This window comes from Lacticaseibacillus boliensis (assembly GCF_054784775.1).
Genome location: NZ_BAAIHN010000042.1, coordinates 1 through 20,095, shown reverse-complemented (window position 1 = coordinate 20,095; position 20,095 = coordinate 1). Strand labels below are relative to the sequence as shown.

At 54.6% G+C, this 20,095-nt stretch carries 20 protein-coding genes, 24 tRNA genes and 1 rRNA gene; 1 reads left to right on the top strand and 44 read right to left on the bottom strand.

Annotation, left to right across the window (positions count from 1 at the left end; genetic code table 11):
* Positions 1-454 precede the first annotated feature (454 nt).
* The 6 genes from ACYVRB_RS12820 to ACYVRB_RS12795 all read right to left on the bottom strand — a co-directional run bounded on the left by ACYVRB_RS12820 (position 455) and on the right by ACYVRB_RS12795 (position 6,981).
* A complete protein-coding gene (locus ACYVRB_RS12820) occupies positions 455-901 on the bottom strand; it encodes a Fur family transcriptional regulator (protein ID WP_461215835.1) in 447 nt (148 codons plus the stop codon).
* A gap of 214 nt (positions 902-1,115) precedes the next feature.
* Positions 1,116-3,218, bottom strand: a complete 2,103-nt coding sequence (locus ACYVRB_RS12815) for an LTA synthase family protein (protein ID WP_461215834.1) — start codon at positions 3,216-3,218, stop codon at positions 1,116-1,118.
* A gap of 194 nt (positions 3,219-3,412) precedes the next feature.
* Positions 3,413-3,646: a YkuJ family protein gene (locus ACYVRB_RS12810; protein WP_461215833.1), complete on the bottom strand. Its 234-nt coding sequence runs from the start codon at positions 3,644-3,646 to the stop codon at positions 3,413-3,415.
* Positions 3,647-3,723: 77 nt separating this feature from the next.
* Positions 3,724-4,758, bottom strand: coding sequence for a lysylphosphatidylglycerol synthase transmembrane domain-containing protein (locus ACYVRB_RS12805; protein ID WP_461215832.1), 1,035 nt, complete (start codon positions 4,756-4,758; stop codon positions 3,724-3,726).
* Entirely contained in the window at positions 4,751-5,785 is a 1,035-nt protein-coding gene (locus ACYVRB_RS12800; protein ID WP_461215831.1) for a glycosyltransferase family 4 protein, read from the bottom strand. The genes ACYVRB_RS12805 and ACYVRB_RS12800 overlap by 8 nt, the downstream gene beginning before the upstream one ends.
* A gap of 2 nt (positions 5,786-5,787) precedes the next feature.
* Positions 5,788-6,981, bottom strand: coding sequence for a glycosyltransferase family 4 protein (locus ACYVRB_RS12795; RefSeq protein WP_461215830.1), 1,194 nt, complete (start codon positions 6,979-6,981; stop codon positions 5,788-5,790).
* Between the two features lie 230 nt (positions 6,982-7,211).
* Between ACYVRB_RS12795 and ACYVRB_RS12790 the strand changes: the two genes are divergently transcribed.
* Positions 7,212-7,727: a hypothetical protein gene (locus ACYVRB_RS12790; protein WP_461215829.1), complete on the top strand. Its 516-nt coding sequence runs from the start codon at positions 7,212-7,214 to the stop codon at positions 7,725-7,727.
* A gap of 64 nt (positions 7,728-7,791) precedes the next feature.
* Here ACYVRB_RS12790 and ACYVRB_RS12785 read toward each other — a convergent pair whose 3' ends face one another.
* The 38 genes from ACYVRB_RS12785 to rrf form a co-directional block, all read right to left on the bottom strand.
* Complete coding sequence (locus tag ACYVRB_RS12785; RefSeq protein ID WP_461215828.1) at positions 7,792-8,550, bottom strand: carboxyl transferase domain-containing protein; 759 nt, start codon at positions 8,548-8,550, stop codon at positions 7,792-7,794.
* Positions 8,547-9,374 (bottom strand): acetyl-CoA carboxylase carboxyltransferase subunit beta, encoded by an 828-nt coding sequence (locus ACYVRB_RS12780; protein ID WP_461215827.1) that lies wholly within the window; start codon positions 9,372-9,374, stop codon positions 8,547-8,549. Before ACYVRB_RS12780 ends, ACYVRB_RS12785 begins: the two co-directional genes overlap by 4 nt.
* Entirely contained in the window at positions 9,368-10,723 is a 1,356-nt protein-coding gene (locus ACYVRB_RS12775) for an acetyl-CoA carboxylase biotin carboxylase subunit (RefSeq protein WP_461215826.1), read from the bottom strand. Before ACYVRB_RS12775 ends, ACYVRB_RS12780 begins: the two co-directional genes overlap by 7 nt.
* An 8-nt stretch (positions 10,724-10,731) precedes the next feature.
* Positions 10,732-11,154, bottom strand: a complete 423-nt coding sequence (fabZ, locus tag ACYVRB_RS12770) for a 3-hydroxyacyl-ACP dehydratase FabZ (protein WP_461215825.1) — start codon at positions 11,152-11,154, stop codon at positions 10,732-10,734.
* A complete protein-coding gene (locus ACYVRB_RS12765) occupies positions 11,147-11,554 on the bottom strand; it encodes an acetyl-CoA carboxylase biotin carboxyl carrier protein (protein ID WP_461215824.1) in 408 nt (135 codons plus the stop codon). The genes fabZ and ACYVRB_RS12765 overlap by 8 nt, the downstream gene beginning before the upstream one ends.
* The gene (fabF, locus tag ACYVRB_RS12760) at positions 11,547-12,776 is read right to left on the bottom strand and encodes a beta-ketoacyl-ACP synthase II (RefSeq protein WP_461215823.1); all 1,230 of its coding nucleotides are present in this window, start codon (positions 12,774-12,776) and stop codon (positions 11,547-11,549) included. Before fabF ends, ACYVRB_RS12765 begins: the two co-directional genes overlap by 8 nt.
* Positions 12,777-12,794: 18 nt before the next feature.
* Positions 12,795-13,523, bottom strand: coding sequence for a 3-oxoacyl-ACP reductase FabG (fabG, locus tag ACYVRB_RS12755; protein WP_461215822.1), 729 nt, complete (start codon positions 13,521-13,523; stop codon positions 12,795-12,797).
* Between the two features lie 4 nt (positions 13,524-13,527).
* On the bottom strand, positions 13,528-14,412 hold the full coding sequence (locus ACYVRB_RS12750; protein WP_461215821.1) for an ACP S-malonyltransferase: 885 nt from the start codon (positions 14,410-14,412) through the stop codon (positions 13,528-13,530).
* Complete coding sequence (locus ACYVRB_RS12745; protein ID WP_461215819.1) at positions 14,409-15,371, bottom strand: nitronate monooxygenase; 963 nt, start codon at positions 15,369-15,371, stop codon at positions 14,409-14,411. Before ACYVRB_RS12745 ends, ACYVRB_RS12750 begins: the two co-directional genes overlap by 4 nt.
* Positions 15,372-15,373: 2 nt before the next feature.
* Positions 15,374-15,607: an acyl carrier protein gene (locus tag ACYVRB_RS12740; protein ID WP_461215818.1), complete on the bottom strand. Its 234-nt coding sequence runs from the start codon at positions 15,605-15,607 to the stop codon at positions 15,374-15,376.
* A 12-nt stretch (positions 15,608-15,619) separates the two neighbouring features.
* A complete protein-coding gene (locus ACYVRB_RS12735) occupies positions 15,620-16,519 on the bottom strand; it encodes a beta-ketoacyl-ACP synthase III (protein ID WP_461215817.1) in 900 nt (299 codons plus the stop codon).
* 20 nt (positions 16,520-16,539) lie between these two features.
* Positions 16,540-16,995 (bottom strand): MarR family winged helix-turn-helix transcriptional regulator, encoded by a 456-nt coding sequence (locus tag ACYVRB_RS12730; protein ID WP_461215816.1) that lies wholly within the window; start codon positions 16,993-16,995, stop codon positions 16,540-16,542.
* Positions 16,996-17,059: 64 nt separating this feature from the next.
* Positions 17,060-17,503 carry a 3-hydroxyacyl-ACP dehydratase FabZ family protein gene (locus ACYVRB_RS12725; RefSeq protein ID WP_461215815.1) on the bottom strand — a complete coding sequence of 148 codons (444 nt, stop codon included), beginning with the start codon at positions 17,501-17,503 and terminating at the stop codon, positions 17,060-17,062.
* Between the two features lie 253 nt (positions 17,504-17,756).
* Positions 17,757-17,841: transfer RNA gene (locus ACYVRB_RS12720), tRNA-Leu, on the bottom strand.
* Between the two features lie 46 nt (positions 17,842-17,887).
* Positions 17,888-17,959, bottom strand: a tRNA-Cys gene (locus ACYVRB_RS12715).
* A gap of 25 nt (positions 17,960-17,984) precedes the next feature.
* Positions 17,985-18,056, bottom strand: a tRNA-Gln gene (locus tag ACYVRB_RS12710).
* Between the two features lie 6 nt (positions 18,057-18,062).
* Positions 18,063-18,135, bottom strand: a tRNA-His gene (locus ACYVRB_RS12705).
* A gap of 15 nt (positions 18,136-18,150) precedes the next feature.
* Positions 18,151-18,221, bottom strand: a tRNA-Trp gene (locus tag ACYVRB_RS12700).
* Positions 18,222-18,229: 8 nt separating this feature from the next.
* Positions 18,230-18,310: transfer RNA gene (locus tag ACYVRB_RS12695), tRNA-Tyr, on the bottom strand.
* A gap of 5 nt (positions 18,311-18,315) precedes the next feature.
* Positions 18,316-18,388, bottom strand: a tRNA-Phe gene (locus ACYVRB_RS12690).
* A gap of 5 nt (positions 18,389-18,393) precedes the next feature.
* Positions 18,394-18,467: transfer RNA gene (locus tag ACYVRB_RS12685), tRNA-Asp, on the bottom strand.
* 17 nt (positions 18,468-18,484) lie between these two features.
* A tRNA-Met gene (locus ACYVRB_RS12680) sits at positions 18,485-18,558 on the bottom strand.
* Positions 18,559-18,569: 11 nt separating this feature from the next.
* Positions 18,570-18,659: transfer RNA gene (locus tag ACYVRB_RS12675), tRNA-Ser, on the bottom strand.
* Between the two features lie 17 nt (positions 18,660-18,676).
* Positions 18,677-18,748, bottom strand: a tRNA-Glu gene (locus ACYVRB_RS12670).
* A gap of 5 nt (positions 18,749-18,753) precedes the next feature.
* A tRNA-Ser gene (locus ACYVRB_RS12665) sits at positions 18,754-18,841 on the bottom strand.
* Between the two features lie 20 nt (positions 18,842-18,861).
* Positions 18,862-18,935, bottom strand: a tRNA-Ile gene (locus tag ACYVRB_RS12660).
* A 13-nt stretch (positions 18,936-18,948) separates the two neighbouring features.
* Positions 18,949-19,019, bottom strand: a tRNA-Gly gene (locus ACYVRB_RS12655).
* A gap of 19 nt (positions 19,020-19,038) precedes the next feature.
* Positions 19,039-19,111 (bottom strand) — tRNA-Phe (locus ACYVRB_RS12650).
* A 5-nt stretch (positions 19,112-19,116) separates the two neighbouring features.
* Positions 19,117-19,190: transfer RNA gene (locus tag ACYVRB_RS12645), tRNA-Asp, on the bottom strand.
* A 2-nt stretch (positions 19,191-19,192) separates the two neighbouring features.
* A tRNA-Met gene (locus ACYVRB_RS12640) sits at positions 19,193-19,266 on the bottom strand.
* A gap of 56 nt (positions 19,267-19,322) precedes the next feature.
* Positions 19,323-19,396: transfer RNA gene (locus ACYVRB_RS12635), tRNA-Ile, on the bottom strand.
* An 8-nt stretch (positions 19,397-19,404) separates the two neighbouring features.
* Positions 19,405-19,478: transfer RNA gene (locus ACYVRB_RS12630), tRNA-Met, on the bottom strand.
* Between the two features lie 32 nt (positions 19,479-19,510).
* Positions 19,511-19,584: transfer RNA gene (locus ACYVRB_RS12625), tRNA-Pro, on the bottom strand.
* 5 nt (positions 19,585-19,589) lie between these two features.
* Positions 19,590-19,663, bottom strand: a tRNA-Arg gene (locus ACYVRB_RS12620).
* Between the two features lie 25 nt (positions 19,664-19,688).
* Positions 19,689-19,760: transfer RNA gene (locus tag ACYVRB_RS12615), tRNA-Gly, on the bottom strand.
* 15 nt (positions 19,761-19,775) lie between these two features.
* Positions 19,776-19,848: transfer RNA gene (locus ACYVRB_RS12610), tRNA-Thr, on the bottom strand.
* Positions 19,849-19,891: 43 nt separating this feature from the next.
* Positions 19,892-19,964: transfer RNA gene (locus ACYVRB_RS12605), tRNA-Val, on the bottom strand.
* A 6-nt stretch (positions 19,965-19,970) separates the two neighbouring features.
* A 5S ribosomal RNA gene (gene rrf / locus ACYVRB_RS12600) occupies positions 19,971-20,087 on the bottom strand.
* Positions 20,088-20,095 lie beyond the last annotated feature (8 nt).

The window sequence follows — 20,095 nt, the reverse complement described above, 5'->3', positions numbered from 1 at the left end:
CCGAAACCTTAGATCCGAGATTTACTAGCGAAATTGACTTCGCTCATGTTTAATTCTTTTCATTTAAGAAAAGCCCTATCACATTTACGAAACTTTGTTCAGTTTTCAAAGGACTACCTTGTCGACCGAGACGCAATCAACTTAATCAGTTTATCACATCTCATTCGATGTTGTCAAGAAGAAAAATTAATTTCTTATCTCGGCAAGCGCTTCATTGCCGCTCGCGACAACTTTTAAATCATACCAACCTTTCATGTAACTGTCAACTACTTTTTTCGTTGGGTTTCATGAACGCCGGTGTCATCGAAAAGACAACTTTGATATCATACCAAGCGCGACGCCTACCGTCAACCGCAAATGCCAACTTTTTTACGATAAAAAAATTGTCCGAACTTCAGGATGAAAACATCCCAATTTCATTCGGACAATCTATGCAAAAATATGGTTGGAACGGTTAATTATTCGTCTGTGCCAGCTTTGCCTGACATTCGGGACAAAGCCCATAAACCTCAAGATGATGCCCTGTCACCTTAAAACCCGTCTTATTGGCTGCAACTGCCTCAACATCCGTGATCTGGCCGTAATGAAAATCGACGATCTTCCCGCAATTTGTGCATATCGCATGATAGTGCGGCGTCAACGCAAAATCAAAATGCACCGCGGTATCGGCGACGTTCATCTCTTCGACTAGGCCTAAATCAGCCAAAAGCCGCAGATTATTATAAACGGTCGCCACGCTCATGTGCGGAAACTGATCGATCAACGCAGCGTGGATCATCTCTGCCGTTGGGTGAGCGGTACTCGCAATCAAATAACGGATGATTGCGACGCGCTGTGGCGTCACCCGAATACCTTGGGCCTTGAGGGCCTGAATCGTCTGCTCATACACGGTTTGTTGCATCGGTGTCACCTACTTTCACTGTCTGCACCTATCCTTCGCAAGAATAACGCCAAATCTGCCGGAAAACAAGTCACTAACACGTACACTCAGTGGCGCCAAACTTAGCGTACGCTGTCGCAACCATTTAGACACACAAGCGTCCCTGTACCGCGATTCAACGAACAAATCGTGGCACAGAGACGCTTATGGTGGCTAGAGTCTCGGCCGCTAGAGATTACTTATTAGAACTGCTGCTCAGACTACTACTGCTTGAAGAACTACTATTAGCCAACTCAGGCGCATCCGTCACATACGGAACGGCCTTGCCATCGTTTTGACTCAGCACAGAGGTCTTCTTCTTCTGGTCCTTCTTCAACTTAGCCAGCGCTTTTTTCTTATTATAGGTGTAATCACTCTTGTCGACCTTCATAAAGCCGTTCGGCGTATAGAAGCGCAGCAAGTCTTCGTTCATGACCCAATCCGATAGCGACAACTCGGTCGTCACCTGGTTGGTGGACTTATCGATCGAAGCTTTTTGTTCATCGGACAAGCGCTTGATCTGCTTGCCAGTTTGCGTGTCATAGTAGACACTACCAACTTTGGTGTATTGTGGGGTGACAAAATCACCGTTGCGAAAGGCCACAGTCTGGCTGTGCCCACTACTCAACAAATCAGACCCGAACTGGACATAGTTGTTGGCTTTGATCCCCAGCAGGTTCAACAGCGTTGGCAAGACATCGATTTCCCCACCATACGTGTGGTTGACCCCACCTTTGAGACCAGGCATGTGGATCATCAACGGCACGCGCTGGAACTGGGCATTATCAAAATTATCGAACGACTTCTTGCCTAACAACTTGGCAACCGCCTTCTTATGGTTCCCCGAAATTCCGTAGTGATCCCCGTAAAAGACGATCATACTGTTCTTTTCGAGGCCGGATTGCTTCAGCCAAGTCATGAACTCCCCGATCGACTGATCAAGATACTTCGCCGTCTGCACGTACCCATCGACGGTGTCATCCCCGGTCGTCGTCTTAGCGATCGACTGGTTCTGCTTATCGAGCGTGTATGGGTAGTGGTTGGTGACGGTGATCAGCTTCGCATAAAACGGCTGTGGCAGCTGTTCAACGTATTGGGCGGCGTCTTTCATGAAGATCTTATCCTTCAAGCCGTAACCAACATCGAAGTTTTTGCCGGATTGGAAATAGCTCTTCGTAAAGAAGTAGTCATACCCCCATGATTTATACGCGTTGTCCCGGTTCCAGAAACTCGGCACATCCCCATGGGCAGCCGCTGTTGTATACCCGTTTTGGCCCATGATTGCAGGCGCCGCCTGAAACGTGTTCGTGGTCCCATCAGAAACCATCGCGGAACCTTCCGGCAACCCGAACAAAGAGTTTTCGAGCATCATTTCCGCATCAGCCGTTTTCCCTTGGCCGACCTGATTGAAGAAGTTGTCAAAACTCAGCGTATCCGACTCGTGATAAAGCTTGTTTAAGTTAGGTGTAACTTCTTGGCCGTCCCATTTGTAATCGATCAAGAACTGTTGGAACGACTCCAGGTGAATGATGAAAACATTCTTCCCTTTTGCAACACCAGCATACTGAGGATTCGGGGTGACCTTGTTCTTCTTCAGATAGTCCAGCACCGAATCGATGTCTGATGCCTTCGCGTTGGCTTTGGTGGCACTGGTCTGCGCGGTTTTTACACCGTCAACAACGGTGTAGGCGTTCAAACCCAGGTACTTGACGATGTAGTTATTGTCAAACGTCCGGGTCAACAAACCGGAGCGATCTGAATACGCCATACTCAAGTTGGCACCGAACAAGAACACTGCCAGTACCGATACACCGATGGCAAAGCGCTTCTTGATTGGCCGGATATCAACGCGGATCAAATGCGTGGCCAAAAGGATGATCAAGATGATCACATCCAAGAAGACGAACCAGTCGCTGCCGCGCATGATGCCAAAGATCCCCTTAGACAGGTTGTTCGACACCGCGCCTGAGCCTTTGATCAAGGCGAACGTCAAAAAATCGGAGAACTCACGATAATACAAGATGTTGGCAAACAACCACATCGAGGTCAACGCGTCAATGACCAACATCACCACGTAAGATTTGCGCCCACTCAAATATAAGGCGATCCCGAACAGCAACAACGTGGTCGGAATCGGATTGATGGCCAGCAGCAACTGCTGCATGCTTCCTTTGACCCCTAAGTTGAACTTGTTGTTGTATGCCCAATAAGTTTTCGCCCAAAATAGTGCGATGGCGAGGACAAAAAATCCGAGCCGGGAATTAAAAAATGCCCGAATTTTGCTCCCTAGAACCTTCATCGTGACCCTCCACTGATAATAGAATTGTCAATAATATGTCATTATATCACAATCGTTAGTCTACACATTTGTCATCCAAAACACAATTTATCCATGCATCTACGGCACCACTTTAAGCACATCTTTACCTATCACTGACAAGCAAATAGAGGGCAAGCCATGATCGGGCTCGCCCTCTATTGAGGTTTCTCGGCTTAGTCACCGAGTAAATCATAAATCTCCATCGCAACAAGATCGATGTCATCGAAATCGAACTTTTGGTGGTGATCCATCTCTTCTAGTGTATAGGTTTCAGTCTTCGGGTCATATTCGACCAGACCCTTTTCGGCTCCGTCTTTTTCGAAACGCCGTGATTGCACTTCGCCATCGGTTGCTTCTTGCATCGCTTCTAGACGCTTGATAATCGCAACTAATTGTGAGCTCTTCATACCAACGGCCCCCTTCCTGTACTTCTGTGATAGCGTACCATAAAATGGCCCTGTGTGACTATGAAAATCCCTGAAACTCAAACTTTTTTAGCACGTTTTGAGCGAATCAACGGTTGCGGCCGAACCGCTAACGCCCCGATGCCAAAAACCATTCCCAGATAATAGGTCAGCAAACGCCACAACAACATCGCCAACACTAGCTGTGACGGCGTCGCGACAAACTGGGCAAACAAGGCCTTGAAACTAAGCTCTGCACCGCCTGTCCCCCCTGGAATTGGAAACAGCGACACGATCATGACGATCATGACATGCGACACCATGACTGTTACCAGATCGACGTGGCGCGCGCCAAAACCCAGCAAGACAAAATACGGGACCGAGTAATACATCATCAGTTGTACCAGCGTCAAAGCCGCCGCACGGATCACCTTGGTTTTTTCTTGCTTGAGGTGGAGGCTTTCCGCATAAAACGAATCAATCTTGCTGTCCGTATTTTTCTGCCAGCGCAGCATCCGCTCGCGCCCGACAAACCGGCCGGCAATCCAGACGATGCCACCGACCAGCCGCTTGGTGAAGTTATATTGATACATCACCAAAAGCAACCCGACGATGACGACTACATGGATCACCATACCAAACACGATCAACAACGCCAGCGGCTTAAAATGCGTCGCCACCCGATTGAACCCGATCACGATCGTCAACACGAAGTTAATCAGCACCATGAACTGATACACGACAAACTTCATCAGCAACACCGAGCTCGCTCGCCCGCCTTCGACGCCGGACTGCATCAACGCCACCAGCTGTGCCGGCTGCCCGCCAGACGCAAACGGTGTGATGTTGTTAAACAGCTGCTCAACCAGTGGGACCCGAAAAGCCGCCTGGAAGCTCAGCTTCTCGCCGTCGTGTTGGACAAAGATCTTGACCACAAAGGTCTCGACGACCCAAGACCCAACCATCACGAAGAACGCGACGGCCAACCATTCCAGATGCATGTGATTGAGCGTGTGCCAAACCTGGTGAAAATCGAGATCTTTCATCTCCCAGGCAAAAATCGCCATCCCGATGGCAACCATCACGAAGACGGCGATGCGGTTCTTTCTATTCATGTCTCTTCGCGAGCGCAGCTTGCTCACGATAGAATCGTTCCCAAACCCGCGCGAGTCGCGCCTCCGAATATTCTTCTGCTGCCAGCCGGCTTTGATGCGCATAGGTTGCCTGCATCTGCGGATCGTTTTTCAGCGCCCGCAATTTGGTGTTCATGTCTTTGCCATCTTTGGCCATCATAGCATAAGGCCGGATGATCTTGTCATACAGCGACAGATCACGTACCATCACCGGCGTCTCTGTCGAAAAAGCCTCTAACACCGCCATCGGGAACAATTCCTCAAACGAGGGTAATAAAAAGCAATCGGCAATGTTATAGTAGTCGACCATTTCCTCTCGCGGAACGATCCCAGTAAACGTCAGGTTGTCCGGCGCGTTGGCGACGGCAGACTTGAGATGGTCGTAACCGTTAGTAATCATCCCAAACGAGAACCCACCGGCCCAGATGAAGCGCATATCCGGATTCCGCTTGGCCAAGGCGATGAAATCATCGACCCCTTTACGATCTTGGACCTGACCGGCGCCAAAGACGACAAAATCGTCTTCACCGACGCCATATTTGTGTCGCAACGACAGCTTATTGGCTGGCGACTCCGGATAAAAGGTCTCACGCGACACGAAGTTTGGGATATATACCACCTTGGCGGGGTCGATGCCATAAGCGGCCAGACGCGGGATGAAGTTGGGGTTGACTACCACCAACACATCCATGCGCTTGTAAAACGCGACCACATATTTATCCAGTGTCCAGCGCGCCGGGCGCGGCAAGCTCAGGCTTTGATCGAGCGTATCTGGTAAAAAATGCACATAGCCAATCTTGCGCCCGCGGCGTTTGGAAAACGTTGACGCAAAAAAAGCCGGGTCGATCGTGTGATAATGACTCACCAGACTCGGCGCATAATTGTTGATGCTAATTTTAAACTCGTCGGCACAATACCGGCGCAGTAAATCCAATAACTCAGTGTACACCGCTCCGACGCCTTGGCCGGCGACTTTGTCTGCTGAGCTAAACATGTGAATATCGATCATCGCTACCCCTTCGCCTCATACTGCTGATCATCAGCCTGCGTGTCTGGTTCCGTGCTTTCATACCGCGAAAGCGCCTGTTGATAAAACGCCAAAACCGCATCCCCGAATCGATCCGCAGAAATCGCATCGAGCTTGGCTGCCAATGGTGCCGGATCGTCGAATGCTTGCGGATGGGCGAGGTAGCGCAGGCATTGCTGAACCATTTCCGCGTCGGTTGTGAACGTCGTGCCAATTGCCGAATCATCAAGCAACGTCTGGGTATACTCGCTGGCAAAAGCCACCACCTTACGTCCGGCAGCCATAGCTTCGATATAAGTCAGTCCTTGCGACTCAGAATCACTCGCTGAAACAAACACATCAGCCGCACGATAATAATCCGCGATGTCTTCGTGGTTAACTTCTCCGATGAAGCGGACATGTGCTTGAATCCCGAGAGTTTGAGCCTGGGTCTCAAGGTCTGCCTTGGCTGGACCATCGCCCACCACTAACAATACCGCGTCGGGCTGTTGCGCCAAGATCTGAGGCATCGCGCCCACGACGCGATCGATGCGCTTTTCATAAGCCACACGAGAAAGCGACAGTAGCACCGGTACGTCGGCCAAACCTAAATCGGCTCGCAGGTGCGGGTTCTTCGCTTCTTTAAACTGCGTCAAATCGACGCCTGTAGGAATGATCGTCATCGGTGTTTTGATTCCGTAACCGGTCAGCGAATCGCGCGTGCGCTCGCTTGGACAAACCACCCCGGCAACATGGTAGAGATAAGCGCGCATGAACTGTCGCACGTGATACGGCCGCAACAAGTGGCCGTTCATGACGTAATGTAAGTAATCTTCATACATTGTATGATAAGTATGCACTGCCGGGATCTTCAGTTGCCGGGCAACGAACTTGCCAATATAGCCCATCGAAAATTCGGTTTGCGTGTGGACAATGTCTAGCTGCAACTCCTTGGCGACAGCATAGGCGTGGAACAACCCGCGAACCGCGATGCGCCGATCAGTAAACGACACAAACGGCACACTTGTGAACCGAAACAAATTGGGTTCCACGGCCTCATCGGGGACATGCGGGTCGGTGGTCGTGAAGATATAGACGGTGTGGCCCTTGCGTTCTAGATCATCTTTTAACGTCTTGATCGATGTGGCAACGCCCGAGACCTGCGGAAAATAGCTATCCGTAAAAATGCCGATATTCATCAGACTTCCTCCAAACGCGTACACTGCTAGCTTTAAGTCTTAGTATAAAGATTATCGACGGCTAGCGCAAAATTTCTCGCTCAAGGCCATATTGTACCAGACTGAAGCCCAAATCTGCTCATACGGAAGTCCCAATTTTGCGTTATTAACAATTGCTTAAGCCCTGGCGCGATCCATGCCTTCAACTGATACTTGTGCGATACTAACGACAAACCAAAGGAGGCTCGCACATGTCACGACGAAAACACCAACGCCGCACTCGGCACTGGGGCCGGCATCTTATCATCACCGTCTTGTTGTTAGCCATCATCATCGGTGCCGGCGCGGTTTTCTTCCCGCAACTCAATAATACCTGGCGGCGCGCCAATGGCGGTAACGACACGCCGGCCGATACCGCGGTCAAGTCAACGCTCACCTCGCAACTTGAAAAGCAAAAAAACGGCAACGCTAACGTCGATGCCGCCATCGATACCGCCACGACGGCCATCAAAAACACCAAAATGTCCACCTTAATGGCCGCCGCTAAAAATCAATCTGATGCGGTCGCTGCCTTGCAACAAGCCGGGCTTTCCAGCACCCAAGCCAGCATCGCAGCTAATGCCGTCTACTCAAACAGTGCCTTAGACAGTGCCCGGCAAAAACTCGCCGCTGGCGATTATTATGGCGCCTATCAAGCCGCCAAAACTGTCGCTCAAAACGGCGACCTCAGCCAGTTAGAAAGCACTATCGGCCAATACGCCCAATAACCAAAAAACCCAAGCAAAACCAGCATCTGGTTGGTTGCTTGGGTTTTTCGTACTTACAGCGCACTTAATAGCGGCGAAACCGTGCCTGCCGCTGCGCAAGCAACGCTTGGGTAGGAAGCGCCTGTAAGGTTGCAAATGCCGGGCACAACGCCTGTTTCAACGTAGCTGCAAAACCGATGCCGCCGTCTGCCACAACGCGGTCGACCACGCCTGCCGCCAGTAGTGATTCGGGCGTCAACCCCATCTGTGAAGCGACGTTCGCCGCCTTGGTCACATCTTTATACAGGATCGTCGCAAAACCTTCCGGCGATAAAATCGCATACATGCTATGGTCAGTCATCCAGACCTGATCGCCGCAAGCCAGCGCCAACGCGCCACCGCTACCACCTTCACCGACCAATACCGCGATCATCGGCGTCGCCAGGGTCGCAGACGCCACCAACAGATCCGCGATCGCTGCACCTTGGCCGTTGTCTTCAGCTTCTTTGCCTGGGAACGCACCAGGGGTGTCGATCAGCGTCAAGATTGGCCGGTGAAACTTGGCCGCTTGGCGCATCAGCCGCAGCGCCTTGCGATAACCCCAAGGCTCCGGACTGCCGCCATGGGTCGCCAAGTGTTCTGCAGGCGTTTCTCCTTTAGTCGTGGCAATGACGGTCAGTGGTTGCTGGTCTAGCCAGCCGATGCCGCCGATCACGGCGGCGTCATCCCCGTGTACTCGGTCGCCATGACATTCTTGAAAATCGCTGACGATCCCGGTGATCAGTTGCTTGATCGTATACGGCCGCGGCGCGCGGGCGGCTTGGACTTGTTCGTATGGGGTCATGCGCGTCCTCCGTGTAGTGCCAACAGCGCCCCCAGCCGGGCCGCCAAGGCCGCCCGCGGGACGATCGCATCGATGAAACCTGCGGCCAACACGCTTTCGGCCTGCTGAAACGTCTCTGGCAACTTGGTGTGCAAGGTCGCTTCAATCACCCGCCGGCCGGCAAAGCCGACTCGGGCATGTGGTTCCGCCAGCGTTACGTCGCCTTGCATCGCAAAACTGGCACAAACACCGCCCATCGTCGGATCGGTCAAGACGCAAAAATACGCCAGCCCGGCGGCCGCATGGTAAGCGACGGCCTGAGAGACTTTGGCCATCTGCATCAGCGCCTGACTACCTTCTTGCATCCGCGCCCCGCCGCTAGTCGCCACCACCACCACTGGCAACTCCAATGCAGTGGCGCGCTCAAACAACCGACACAGCCGCTCACCGGCGACACTGCCCAGCGATCCCATCATATAATAGCTATCCATCACGCCTAAGGCGCAAGTTGCGCCTGCAATCACGGCCTGACCACAGACGACGCTTTCACTGCTGGCAGTCGCCTCTTGGGCGCGTTTGCGGGTGTCAGCATAACCTGGAAACGTCAGCGGCGGCTCGGGAAGTTGCTCGTCCCAAGGGGTGAAGGCCGTCGTCAGCTGGGCGATCCGCTGCTTGGCGCGCAACCGCAACCCGTAGCCGCAGGCCGGACACACACGCAGATCGCCGAAGCGCCCGGTATAGGCGCATTGATGACAAGCCGGACATGTCAACCACATCCCCGACGGCAAGGCCTTCGCTCTGGCCAAAGTCGCCTGGTCTAACGCAGGGGCATCGTGTTTTAACATTCTTCGTCTTCCTCCTTCAACCGTTGTTCGACATAGGTGATCGACGCCTTGCCACTTTGAACCATCGCAGACGCCACCAGCTTGCGCTGCCAAGCGAGGTTCGTCGTCACGCCTTGGATCTGCAGTTCTTGCATGGCACGTTGTAGTTTCAACCACGCCGCAGAAGCCGTCTTGGCATGTACGATCAGCTTGGCCAGCATCGCATCGTAATACGGGGTGATCTGGCTACCTGCGCGAATGCTGGTATCGATACGGATCCCGTCTCCGCCCAGCGGCCAGGCGATCTGGGTGATGGTCCCGGTGCTCGGGGCAAAATCATGGTCTGGGTCTTGGGCGTTGACGCGACATTCGATCGCGACCCCATCTGCCGACAGCGTCTGGCTCGGCCGATCGAGACGCACTTTGGCGGCAACTTTGATCTGCCATTGCAGCAAGTCGATGCCGCTGACCGCCTCTGTGACCGGATGCTCGACTTGGATGCGGGTGTTCATCTCTAAAAAATACACCTGCCCATCCGCGACCAAAAACTCGATCGTGCCGGCGTTAACATAGTGCGTCCCGTCGACAATACGGGTTGCGTACTGCTGAAGTTTCTGGCGTAGGGCTGGCGTCAATGCCAATGCCGGCGACATCTCGATCAGCTTTTGCTTGCGGTATTGTAGCGAACAATCGCGCTCCGGAAACGTCCAGGCACCACCGTGTTCGTCGGCCAACACCTGCACTTCGATGTGTTTGGCCTGCACCAACACCTTCTCCAGATACATCTCGCCGCTACCAAAAGCCGCAACGGCCTCGGTTTGCGCCTGGTCAAAACAAGCGGTCAAGGCCGCTTCGTCGACCAGCAACCTGATGCCTTTGCCACCACCACCAGCCGCAGCCTTGAGCATCACCGGATAATGAAGCTTCGTTGCGGCCTGTTGGGCTTGTGCCAAAGTCGCCACCGCGTCGCTACCGGGAATCACCGGCACCTGCAACGCGGTCATCAGTGCCCGCGCGGTAGCCTTATCCCCGAGCTGGCGCAAGGTGTCGGGTCGCGGCCCGATGAAAACCAGTCCCGCTTGTGCACACGCTTCGGCAAAATCCGGATTTTCGGACAAAAACCCGAATCCCGGATGGATGGCCTCTGCGCCGGTCAGCACCGCCGCTGCCAAAATGTTTTGCATATTCAAATACGATGCTGTGGCCGGTGCCGGGCCGATACATACCGCCTGGTCGGCGAGCTGCACATGCAGGCTGTCGGCATCGGCTGAAGAATACACGGCCACCGCCTTAATGCCCATTTCATGAATGGTCTGGATCAGTCGCACCGCGATCTCACCGCGGTTTGCCACTAGAATCGTCTTAAACATTGTTTCTCCTACTGAATCGCAAACACCAACTCAGCCGTACAGGCCAAGTCGTCACCAACATACGCCTTCCCGGTCCCGACTCCGAGACCGCCAACGCGTTTGCCCAACGTCACCTCAAGCCGCAAGCTGTCGCCGGGACGTACCATGTGCCGGAACTTAGCCTTTTTCACGCCGCCCAGATAGGCAGTTTTGCCGGCAAGCTCCGGCAGACTCAACAGCGCGATCGCGCCGGTTTGGGCGAGCGCTTCGATCTGCAACACCCCTGGAAAAATCGGATTACCGGGAAAATGACCTTGGAAGATCTCTTCGTTCATCGAGACATTTTTAAGTCCGACAATGGTTTCGCCCGGGGTCATCTCAAGCACCCGGTCGACCATCAGCATTGGGTAACGGTGCGGTAAGATCGCCATGATTTCTGTGGCATTAAGCATCTGTCTCCTCCTCTATCAACAGCAGTGCCTGATCGAATTCGACCAGGGCCGAATCGGCGACCAAGATCTCAACCACGCGGCCGCTGACCGGACTTTTGACTTCGTTCATCATTTTCATCGACTCGATGACACAAACCACCTCGCCGGCGGCCACGTGGTCCCCGACTTGCTTAAACGCCGGGGCATCAGGCTGCGGCGACAAGTAGACGATCCCTACCAACGGCGCCGTGACCGGCGTCGCCGTGCTAACAGGTTCCGGTGCGGTTACGGCCGGTGGGGTGGCGACTGGGGCAGATACCTTTTTAAGGTGCAGATGGACATCCCCGGTCGAATATTCCAGCTCGTTAACGTTGTTGCTTGCCATCTGAGCCATCAACGCCGCGATCGTTTGTTCATCCATGGCTACGCGCTCCTCCCAATGCCAACACAGCGTTATGGCCGCCAAACCCAAACGAGTTGCTCAACGCCCATTGCGTCTGTGGTTGCCGATCCGTCGTGGTGACGAGATCGACGGCACAAGTTTCGTCGGGCTCGCCGCTGACATTAGGCGGCAAAGCGTTGTCGTTCAGCGCGCCGAGCGTCAAGATCGCTTCCAGCGCCCCGGCCGCGCCCAGTAAATGGCCGCTCAGCCCCTTAGTCGAGCTTACCGGTACCCCGTGCTCGCCAAAAACCTGACTGAGCGCGCGGGCTTCCATCGCGTCGTTGGCCTGGGTGCCGGTGCCGTGCGCGTTAACATACCCAATCTGTTCAGGCGTTAGCCCTGCCGTTTGCAACGCTTGTTGCATCGCGTCGGCTTGCGGTTCACCGCTGGGGTCTGGGGCAGTCATGTGATACGCGTCGCTGGTGGCGCCAAAGCCGGCGACATAACCCAAGATCTGGGCGCCGCGAGCCAATGCGTGGCTTTCGCGTTCCAAGATCAAGGTGCCTGCGCCTTCACCCATGACGAAGCCGCTGCGCTTTTGGGCAAAAGGTAGGCTTGCGGCAAGCGGGTCGCTGGCGGTCGACAAAGCTGTCAGCGCCGCGAAGCCCCCGATGCCGATTTGGTTGATCGAGGCTTCCGCACCACCGGTGATGACCACGTCGGCCCGACCGGCTTGCAAACACTGCATGGCCTGGCCGATCGCAGACGTCGCAGACGCACAGGCCGTCACCACCGCATAGCTTTCGCCATGTGCGTTGAAATATTGGGCTAAGACGCCGGGCGCCATGTTGATGATCGCCATCGGGACAAACAGCGGTGAGATCCGTCCGGCCCCTTTGGCGTTCATTTTGGTCACCTGGGTCTCGATCGTCGACAAGCCCCCAATGCCGGAACCGTATATCACCGCCAACCGCTTAGGGTCGAGGTTGGCAGGCAATGCCGCTTTGGCAACGGCTTCGATCGCACTATACAAGGCAAATTGGGTGAAACGGTCCAAACGCTTGCTGAGTTTCTTTGGAATGCGGCGGGTCGGGTCAAAATCGGCGACCTCCCCAGCGACGCTCACGCCTGTGGCCTGCGCGTCAAAATGGCTGATTGGCCGGATCCCACACGCCCCTGCATGCATGGCCTCAAGATTGCTGGCGACGTCATGGCCTAAGGCGCTGACGGCGCCCATTCCTGTTACGACTACTTTTTCCACCGTGTTCCTCCGTTCTGATCAGGTCAAACCGCCATCGATTGTCAGCACCTGACCGGTCATGTACTCATTGTGTATCAAAAACGCCGCGGCCTCTGCCACCTCTTCCGGCATCCCGAAACGTTGCAGGGGGATCCGGGCCAACAGCTGCGCCTGGGCTTGTTCACTCAGGCTTGCCGTCATGGCAGTGGCGATCATCCCCGGGGCGATCGCGTTGACGCGCACCCCGCGGCGAGCGCCTTCTTTGGCCAGGGTCTTCGTCAGGCCGATGATGCCGGCCTTGCTGGCGGCGTAGTTGGCCTGGCCGACATTTCCGACCAGCCCGACGACGCTTGCCAGATTGATGATGACCCCGCGTCGCGCCTTCATCATGGCGCGATAGGCTGGCTGGGTAACATTATAGGTGCCGTTGAGATTCACCGCCACGACGTCTGCAAACTGGACCGGCGTCAGGCGCAAGGCCAGTTGATCGCGGGTGATGCCGGCGTTGTTCACCAAGATATCGATCTTGCCAAATTCACCCAGAGCCACTTGGATCAAGTTGGCCGCGGCGGTTTCGTCTTCGATCGCAGCCGGCTGGGCAAGTACGGCAACGCCATGGGCGCGCCAGGCGGCCAGCTGTTCTGGATCAAAATCATGCCGCGCGCTCACCACTAAATCCACCTGTTCTTCGGCAAGACGACTGGCGATCGCGGCCCCGATCCCGCGCGAGGCCCCGGTAATCACGGCGACCCGATGTGTTGAAGTCATCGACTTATGCTCCTTTCAATGCCGTGGCGTCGCTGAGCGTCGTCACGGTCAGCGTTGGCGCTTGATTGCGGATCGCTTTAGCTAGCACCGGCCGCGGGCCGATCTCGACGATTCGCTCGACGCCACCGGCCACCGCCTGGGCGATGGTACTGGCCAGATCCGTCTGCGTCGCGACCTGGGCAGCCAAGACGGCTGGCGCATTGTCCGGAGTGAACGACACCTGCGCCGTTGTGCTGATAACTGGCACCGTCCCGGCTTGCCAAGGTGCTGAAGTTAAGGCCTGTTGCAACGGTGGCTGCGCCGGGGCCATCAGCGGCGTGTGAAACGCACCTGCCACGCGCAACGGCAAGGCCTTGATGCCTAGCTTCCGCGCCTGTTTTTGCGCGGCGGCAAGCCCTTCGGTGGTCCCGCCCAGCACCAGTTGTGTCGGCGCGTTGCGGTTGGCCAGCCAGACGTCAGGCCACGTGGCGATCGCCTGGGCTTGCTGCGGGTCTTTCAGGCGCAAGGCGAGCATTCCCCCAGGGTTAGTCTGACACGCGGCGGCCATCGCCTGCCCGCGTGTTTGCACAAGTGCCAGTCCCGCTTCGAGCGACAGCATGTCACTGGCGATCAAAGCGGCATATTCGCCTAAACTCAACCCGAACATCACATCGGGTCTCAGACCCGCCGCTCGGTACAAGGCCACCATGTAGGCGACCAACGTCGGTTGCAGCGCTTCGGGCCGTTCAACCAGCGGGGTCTCACCGAAGAGATAAGCCGGTAAAGCGAACGGCAGGCACGCATCAGCGGCATCGATATTTTGTTTGAATATCAAACTTTCTCGGTAAAAAAATTTGCCCATCCCGGCAAATTCACTCCCTTGACCGTTAAATACCATTGCTTCTTTCATCGCGGCACCAACTTTGCTTGTAGCGTTCCGGAACCAACGATCATCTGGGCTTCTTGCGCCAGCGTCGCCAAGATTGTGGCGGCCGGTTCGACGGTTTTTACCAACCCGGCGACTTGCCCGGCCATAAACGATCCGCGCTGGGGGTCGCCTTCTTGCACTGCGATCCGCAGGCTACCGTTACCTAAGGCCTCGATCGCACTCATGTCGCCACCGTCGATGGCCAGTTGTTTTTCCATCTTCAGGTATTGGCGACTCATCGGATTTTTCAACACCCGCGCCGCGTGACCGACGTACTGGCCGGTGACCAGCGTGTCGACGTCTTTGGCGGCGATCACGGCTTGTTGATACCCTGGGTGGATGCGACACTCGCTGGCAGCCAAAAAGCGTGTGCCTAGCTGCACCGCGCTGGCACCTAGCGCCAATGCCGCGACGATGCCGCGGCCATCCGCGATCCCGCCGGCGGCGATCACGGGAATGTCGATCGCATCGACCACTTGCGGCACCAGCGCCATGGTCGTCATCGATCCGATGTGCCCGCCAGACTCCATGCCTTCTGCGATCACGCCGTCGACGCCTTGGCGTGCCATTCGCTTGGCCAACGCCACAGACGGTACTACCGGCAACACGACACTACCGGCAGCTTGTAATGCCGGCAAGTATTTGCCGGGATCGCCGGCGCCGGTCGTCACTACCGCCACCTGCGCATCGACGATTGCCGCAATGACGGCATCGACATGTGGTGACAGCAACATCACGTTCACGCCAAACGGCTTATCCGTCAGGCGCTTGGCGATGGCGATCTGGGCTTGGACGTATTCCGCCGGCGCGTGCCCGGAACCGATGATACCCAGCCCCCCGGCTTCTGACACCGCCGCGGCCAGCTCGCCGGTAGCCACCCACGCCATGCCGCCTTGAAAAATTGGATAGCGGAGCTTGAGTTTTTCAATCAACGGGCTCATCGCTACGCCGCCTTGGCAATGAAGCCAACCAGATCCGCCACCGTGGCGATCGTTTCGTCGGTATCAATGGTGACGTCAAACGCATCTTCGATTTCATTGATGATTTCAAACACGTCGAGGGAATCAGCGTCGAGATCATTTTTGAAATTGGTCGTCAATTGCACGGCTTCCGGCGTCTGATCGAGCTGTTCGGCGATAATTGCTTGGACTTTGATGAAAATTTCAGTATTGGTCATAATGGTCTCCTTCTAGTAGGTCAAATATAGGCTGCTGACGCTCAACCCGCCGCCAAAACCACAAAGGATCATGGTTTGACCGCGCTTGATGCGACCGGCGGTGACAAGTTCGTGTAACAAGATCGGAATGCTGGCGGCGCTGGTGTTGCCATATGCCGCCATGTTCATTGGCAGTTGCGACGCGGCCAGCCCCAGTTTGCGGCCGATGACATCGATGATACGGGCATTGGCCTGGTGCACAAGCACCCAGTCTGCAGGCGGCAGGCGCTGGATCGACGCGGTGGCTTCGCGAATGGCGAATTGAAACACCGCCCGTCCGTTCATCTTAAAAAATGGCTGCCCTAACGCATTGCCGGCACTCAACACCAGCTCGCTGTCGCCGAAGCTGTGCAGATCCGCCGGTGGCAACGACTGCTCGTCTGCTTTAAGCAACACGCCGCCTGCCCCGTCGCCAAACAACACGGCGGTGCTACGGTCTTGCCAGTCGACCAGCTTGGACAACACCTCGCTGCCGATCACCAGCCCGTACTTGGCCGTGCCTTGTAGCAGGTGAGCGGCTAAATCGAGGGCGTAGACGAAACCGGCACAAGCAACGTTCACAGATAACGCATAGGCGTTGGTCGCCTCGATTGCCGCTTGGATCCGGTTGGCTTCGCTAGGCGTCAGGTAATCCGGACTCATCGTCGCTACGATGATGAAATCGATCTTGGTTGCTGGCAATTGACTGGCTTCAAGCAACTGCTTGGCGACCGCCAGCGCCAGGCTGTAAGTCGTTTCGCTAGTCGCCACTCGCCGCTCGCAGATCCCAGTTCGCTGCCGGATCCATTCATCACTGGTGTCTAGGGTCTGACTCAAGGCCGTGTTCGTGACCACGCGGCTAGGGACAGCCATCGCGGTTTGTTCAATACGCACGGCAGGTTCCTCCTTCAGGTTTACGCGCGCGCATCCTGGTCAGCGATGAACGTCATTAAGTTGTCTAATGCAGATTCGATCAAGGCAATCTCAGAATCGTCGAAGCCGCTGACGAAGCTGGCAACCATCTGCTGGTGAAAGGCCTGATGGGCCCGATACATCAATCGGCCTTTGCGGGTCAGCTGTAAGTTGACGACCCGCTTGTCTTTATCATCGTGAATACGTTCGACATAGCCTTTGCGGACGAGGTTTTTGATGCCCACCGTCAATGTGCCTTGCGTGACATGCAAGCGCGTGGCGACTTCGCTAGACGTGGGTTTGGCGTGCAAGCCGATTGCATCGATCGTGTGCATTTCGGTGATACTGAGATCACTGAACTGACTCTTTTTTAATTCGGTTTCTTCGATTCGCAGAATGTCGCGATATACTTTTTCAAGTTTAGTGTTGATGCGTTTCATGATTGGACGCTGTGCCATTATACCATGGCCTCCCGATTTGACTGATTTGATATTCAAAGTATCAGTCAAAAAAGTGTGGGCGTCAACCATGGCCGACATCGGCGACGACGAAATGTAACTCTGCAGACGCCACAGGTTGCGCTTGGATCGTCGCTTCGGCGCGAACCACCCCCATCGTCTGGCGGACCTTCACCATCTTGACGGCGATCGTCAGACAGTTGCCAGCCTGCACGGTTTGGGGAAACTCCGCGTTGTTGATTGCGGCAAGGTATGCCGTTTTGCCGACAAACAACGGACTTTCGAGAATCAACACAGACGCGGCTTGCGCCATCATCTCAATCATCAAGCTGTTGGCAAGCTGCGGGTTATCTGGCCGATAGCCGTTGATATGGCTTTCTGCATGCGTCAGATATTTCTCGATCACCACCGAGCGATCCGGCTGCAAGTCCATGACCTTATCGACATGAAAGATCGGATACCGGTTTGGGATCCTTGCCTGCACAGCCAGGCCATCCATCATAGACATTTATTCACCTCCCAACTGAAGTTATCCAAACTATTTGGATGTTCAAAGTATATCAAGAATCATTTGATTGTCAAACTACTTTTCGTTATTAAATCACACGGCGGGGTCGGAAACCGCATCATATCGCGGATCTGACGGATACAAAAATTTACGGGCTGACATGACACTGACCCTGACGGCACAAAAAAATACCCGAGATGTTGTGGTCAACATCTCGGGTATTCCATGTCTTTGCGGTTCCGATATTACTTTCTACCGGCGATCGGGGTCGAACCGATACTCCCTCAACGGGAACTGGATTTTGAGTCCAGCGCGTCTGCCAATTCCGCCACGCCGGCATGACATGATTAAGATTATACACTCTATTGGCTATAGCCGCAAGAAAGGCGGTGATCGGATTTGAACCGACGCATAGAGGTTTTGCAGACCTTTGCCTTACCACTTGGCTACACCGCCATGAATGTTTCGCTCCAAAGAGCTATTGGGGTAGCTGGATTCGAACCAGCGCATGACGGAGTCAAAGTCCGTTGCCTTACCACTTGGCTATACCCCAATCAAGGGCGGATAGTGGGGATCGAACCCACGTATGCCGGTGCCACAAACCGGTGTGTTAACCGCTTCACCATATCCGCCATCATAATATAAAGCAGGGATAGTAGGAATTGAACCCACACTGACGGTTTTGGAGACCGTAGTTCTACCTTTAAACTATATCCCTATAAAAAATGGAGGATCTAGGATTCGAACCTAGGAACCCGAAGGAACGGATTTACAGTCCGTCGCGTTTAGCCTCTTCGCTAATCCTCCATAAATGGCGCGGGACGGAATCGAACCGCCGACACATGCAGCTTCAATGCATTGCTCTACCAACTGAGCTACCGAGCCATTAACGGTTCCAACGAGACTCGAACTCGTGATCTCCTGCGTGACAGGCAGGCGTCCTAACCAACTAGACCATGGAACCAACATATTCAATTGTAATTGCGGGAGCTGGATTTGAACCAACGACCTCCGGGTTATGAGCCCGACGAGCTACCAGACTGCTCTATCCCGCGATAATTTAAAAAGGAGAATGAGGGATTCGAACCCTCGCGTGGGTATTCGCCCACCTGACGGTTTTCAAGACCGTTCCCTTCAGCCACTTGGGTAATTCTCCATTAATGGCAAGTTAACTGACCCGTACGGGATTTGAACCCATGTTACCGCCGTGAAAGGGCGGTGTCTTAACCACTTGACCAACGGGCCATCAACGGAGAAGGAGGGATTTGAACCCTCGCGCCAGTTTCCCGACCTACACCCTTAGCAGGGGCGCCTCTTCAGCCACTTGAGTACTTCTCCATGAGCATATTCAGTTAAAATGGGCCTAAATGGACTTGAACCATCGACCTCACGCTTATCAGGCGTGCGCTCTAACCAGCTGAGCTATAGGCCCATAACAAGATTCCAGCGGGTGACGAGAATCGAACTCGCGACAACAGCTTGGAAGGCTGTGGTTTTACCACTAAACTACACCCGCATTCAAAGGTATCGGGTTATGGCGCGGGACAGAATCGAACTGCCGACACATGGAGCTTCAATCCATTGCTCTACCAACTGAGCTACCGAGCCGACACCGGTTCCAACGAGACTCGAACTCGTGATCTCCTGCGTGACAGGCAGGCGTCCTAACCAACTAGACCATGGAACCAATTGCGGGAGCTGGATTTGAACCAACGACCTCCGGGTTATGAGCCCGACGAGCTACCAGACTGCTCTATCCCGCGATAATGGTAAAATATTTAGGTGATGCTTGCCCTACAGACCCGACCGGTAACGCCGATGGACCTTGTAGGGCTCGAACCTACGACCGGACGGTTATGAGCCGTCTGCTCTAACCAACTGAGCTAAAGGTCCAAGGTCTATCGCGGCGGGGGGGATCGAACCCTCGACCTCCCGGGTATGAACCGGACGCTCTAGCCAGCTGAGCTACACCGCGATGCTGCAATGTTACTATGAACTTACGTTCAATCGGGAAAACAGGATTCGAACCTGCGACCCCCTGGTCCCAAACCAGGTGCTCTACCAAGCTGAGCTATTTCCCGAACAATGCACCCAGTAGGAGTCGAACCTACAACCTTCTGATTCGTAGTCAGACACTCTATCCAATTGCGCTATGGGTGCATGCTCTCCACTGATTTCTCAGTGAAGCGGAAGACGAGATTCGAACTCGCGACCCCCACCATGGCAAGGTGATGTTCTACCACTGAACTACTTCCGCATGCTATTCAATTACTGCCGACTAAAGGATTCGAACCTTCGACCCTCTGTTTACAAGACAGATGCTCTGCCAGCTGAGCTAAGTCGGCATGGACTCAACCGGTGAAACTTGGGATGGATCGTGAGATCCAATGGAGGATACAGGGCTCGAACCTGTGACCCTCTGCTTGTAAGGCAGACGCTCTCCCAACTGAGCTAATCCTCCATAACAGCGTGGCGGCTTCCTACCCTCGCAGGCAGTCACCCACCAACTACTCTCGGCGTAGAGAAGCTTAACTTCTGTGTTCGGCATGGGAACAGGTGTATCCTTCTCGCCATCGCCACCACACTGTATTT

Bases quoted from the DNA above. Each gene is read 5' to 3' on its own strand.
- ACYVRB_RS12815 (WP_461215834.1), bottom strand. From the start codon at position 3,218: ATGAAGGTTCTAGGGAGCAAAATTCGGGCATTTTTTAATTCCCGGCTC.
- ACYVRB_RS12800 (WP_461215831.1), bottom strand. From the start codon at position 5,785: ATGATCGATATTCACATGTTTAGCTCAGCAGACAAAGTCGCCGGCCAA.
- ACYVRB_RS12820 (WP_461215835.1), bottom strand. From the start codon at position 901: ATGCAACAAACCGTGTATGAGCAGACGATTCAGGCCCTCAAGGCCCAA.
- ACYVRB_RS12805 (WP_461215832.1), bottom strand. From the start codon at position 4,758: ATGAATAGAAAGAACCGCATCGCCGTCTTCGTGATGGTTGCCATCGGG.
- ACYVRB_RS12780 (WP_461215827.1), bottom strand. From the start codon at position 9,374: ATGTTAAAACACGATGCCCCTGCGTTAGACCAGGCGACTTTGGCCAGA.
- ACYVRB_RS12725 (WP_461215815.1), bottom strand. From the start codon at position 17,503: ATGTCTATGATGGATGGCCTGGCTGTGCAGGCAAGGATCCCAAACCGG.
- fabG (WP_461215822.1), bottom strand. From the start codon at position 13,523: ATGACTTCAACACATCGGGTCGCCGTGATTACCGGGGCCTCGCGCGGG.
- ACYVRB_RS12795 (WP_461215830.1), bottom strand. From the start codon at position 6,981: ATGAATATCGGCATTTTTACGGATAGCTATTTTCCGCAGGTCTCGGGC.
- ACYVRB_RS12790 (WP_461215829.1), top strand. From the start codon at position 7,212: ATGTCACGACGAAAACACCAACGCCGCACTCGGCACTGGGGCCGGCAT.
- ACYVRB_RS12785 (WP_461215828.1), bottom strand. From the start codon at position 8,550: ATGACCCCATACGAACAAGTCCAAGCCGCCCGCGCGCCGCGGCCGTAT.
- ACYVRB_RS12775 (WP_461215826.1), bottom strand. From the start codon at position 10,723: ATGTTTAAGACGATTCTAGTGGCAAACCGCGGTGAGATCGCGGTGCGA.
- fabZ (WP_461215825.1), bottom strand. From the start codon at position 11,154: ATGCTTAATGCCACAGAAATCATGGCGATCTTACCGCACCGTTACCCA.
- ACYVRB_RS12730 (WP_461215816.1), bottom strand. From the start codon at position 16,995: ATGGCACAGCGTCCAATCATGAAACGCATCAACACTAAACTTGAAAAA.
- ACYVRB_RS12745 (WP_461215819.1), bottom strand. From the start codon at position 15,371: ATGAGCCCGTTGATTGAAAAACTCAAGCTCCGCTATCCAATTTTTCAA.
- ACYVRB_RS12740 (WP_461215818.1), bottom strand. From the start codon at position 15,607: ATGACCAATACTGAAATTTTCATCAAAGTCCAAGCAATTATCGCCGAA.
- ACYVRB_RS12765 (WP_461215824.1), bottom strand. From the start codon at position 11,554: ATGGATGAACAAACGATCGCGGCGTTGATGGCTCAGATGGCAAGCAAC.
- ACYVRB_RS12750 (WP_461215821.1), bottom strand. From the start codon at position 14,412: ATGAAAGAAGCAATGGTATTTAACGGTCAAGGGAGTGAATTTGCCGGG.
- ACYVRB_RS12810 (WP_461215833.1), bottom strand. From the start codon at position 3,646: ATGAAGAGCTCACAATTAGTTGCGATTATCAAGCGTCTAGAAGCGATG.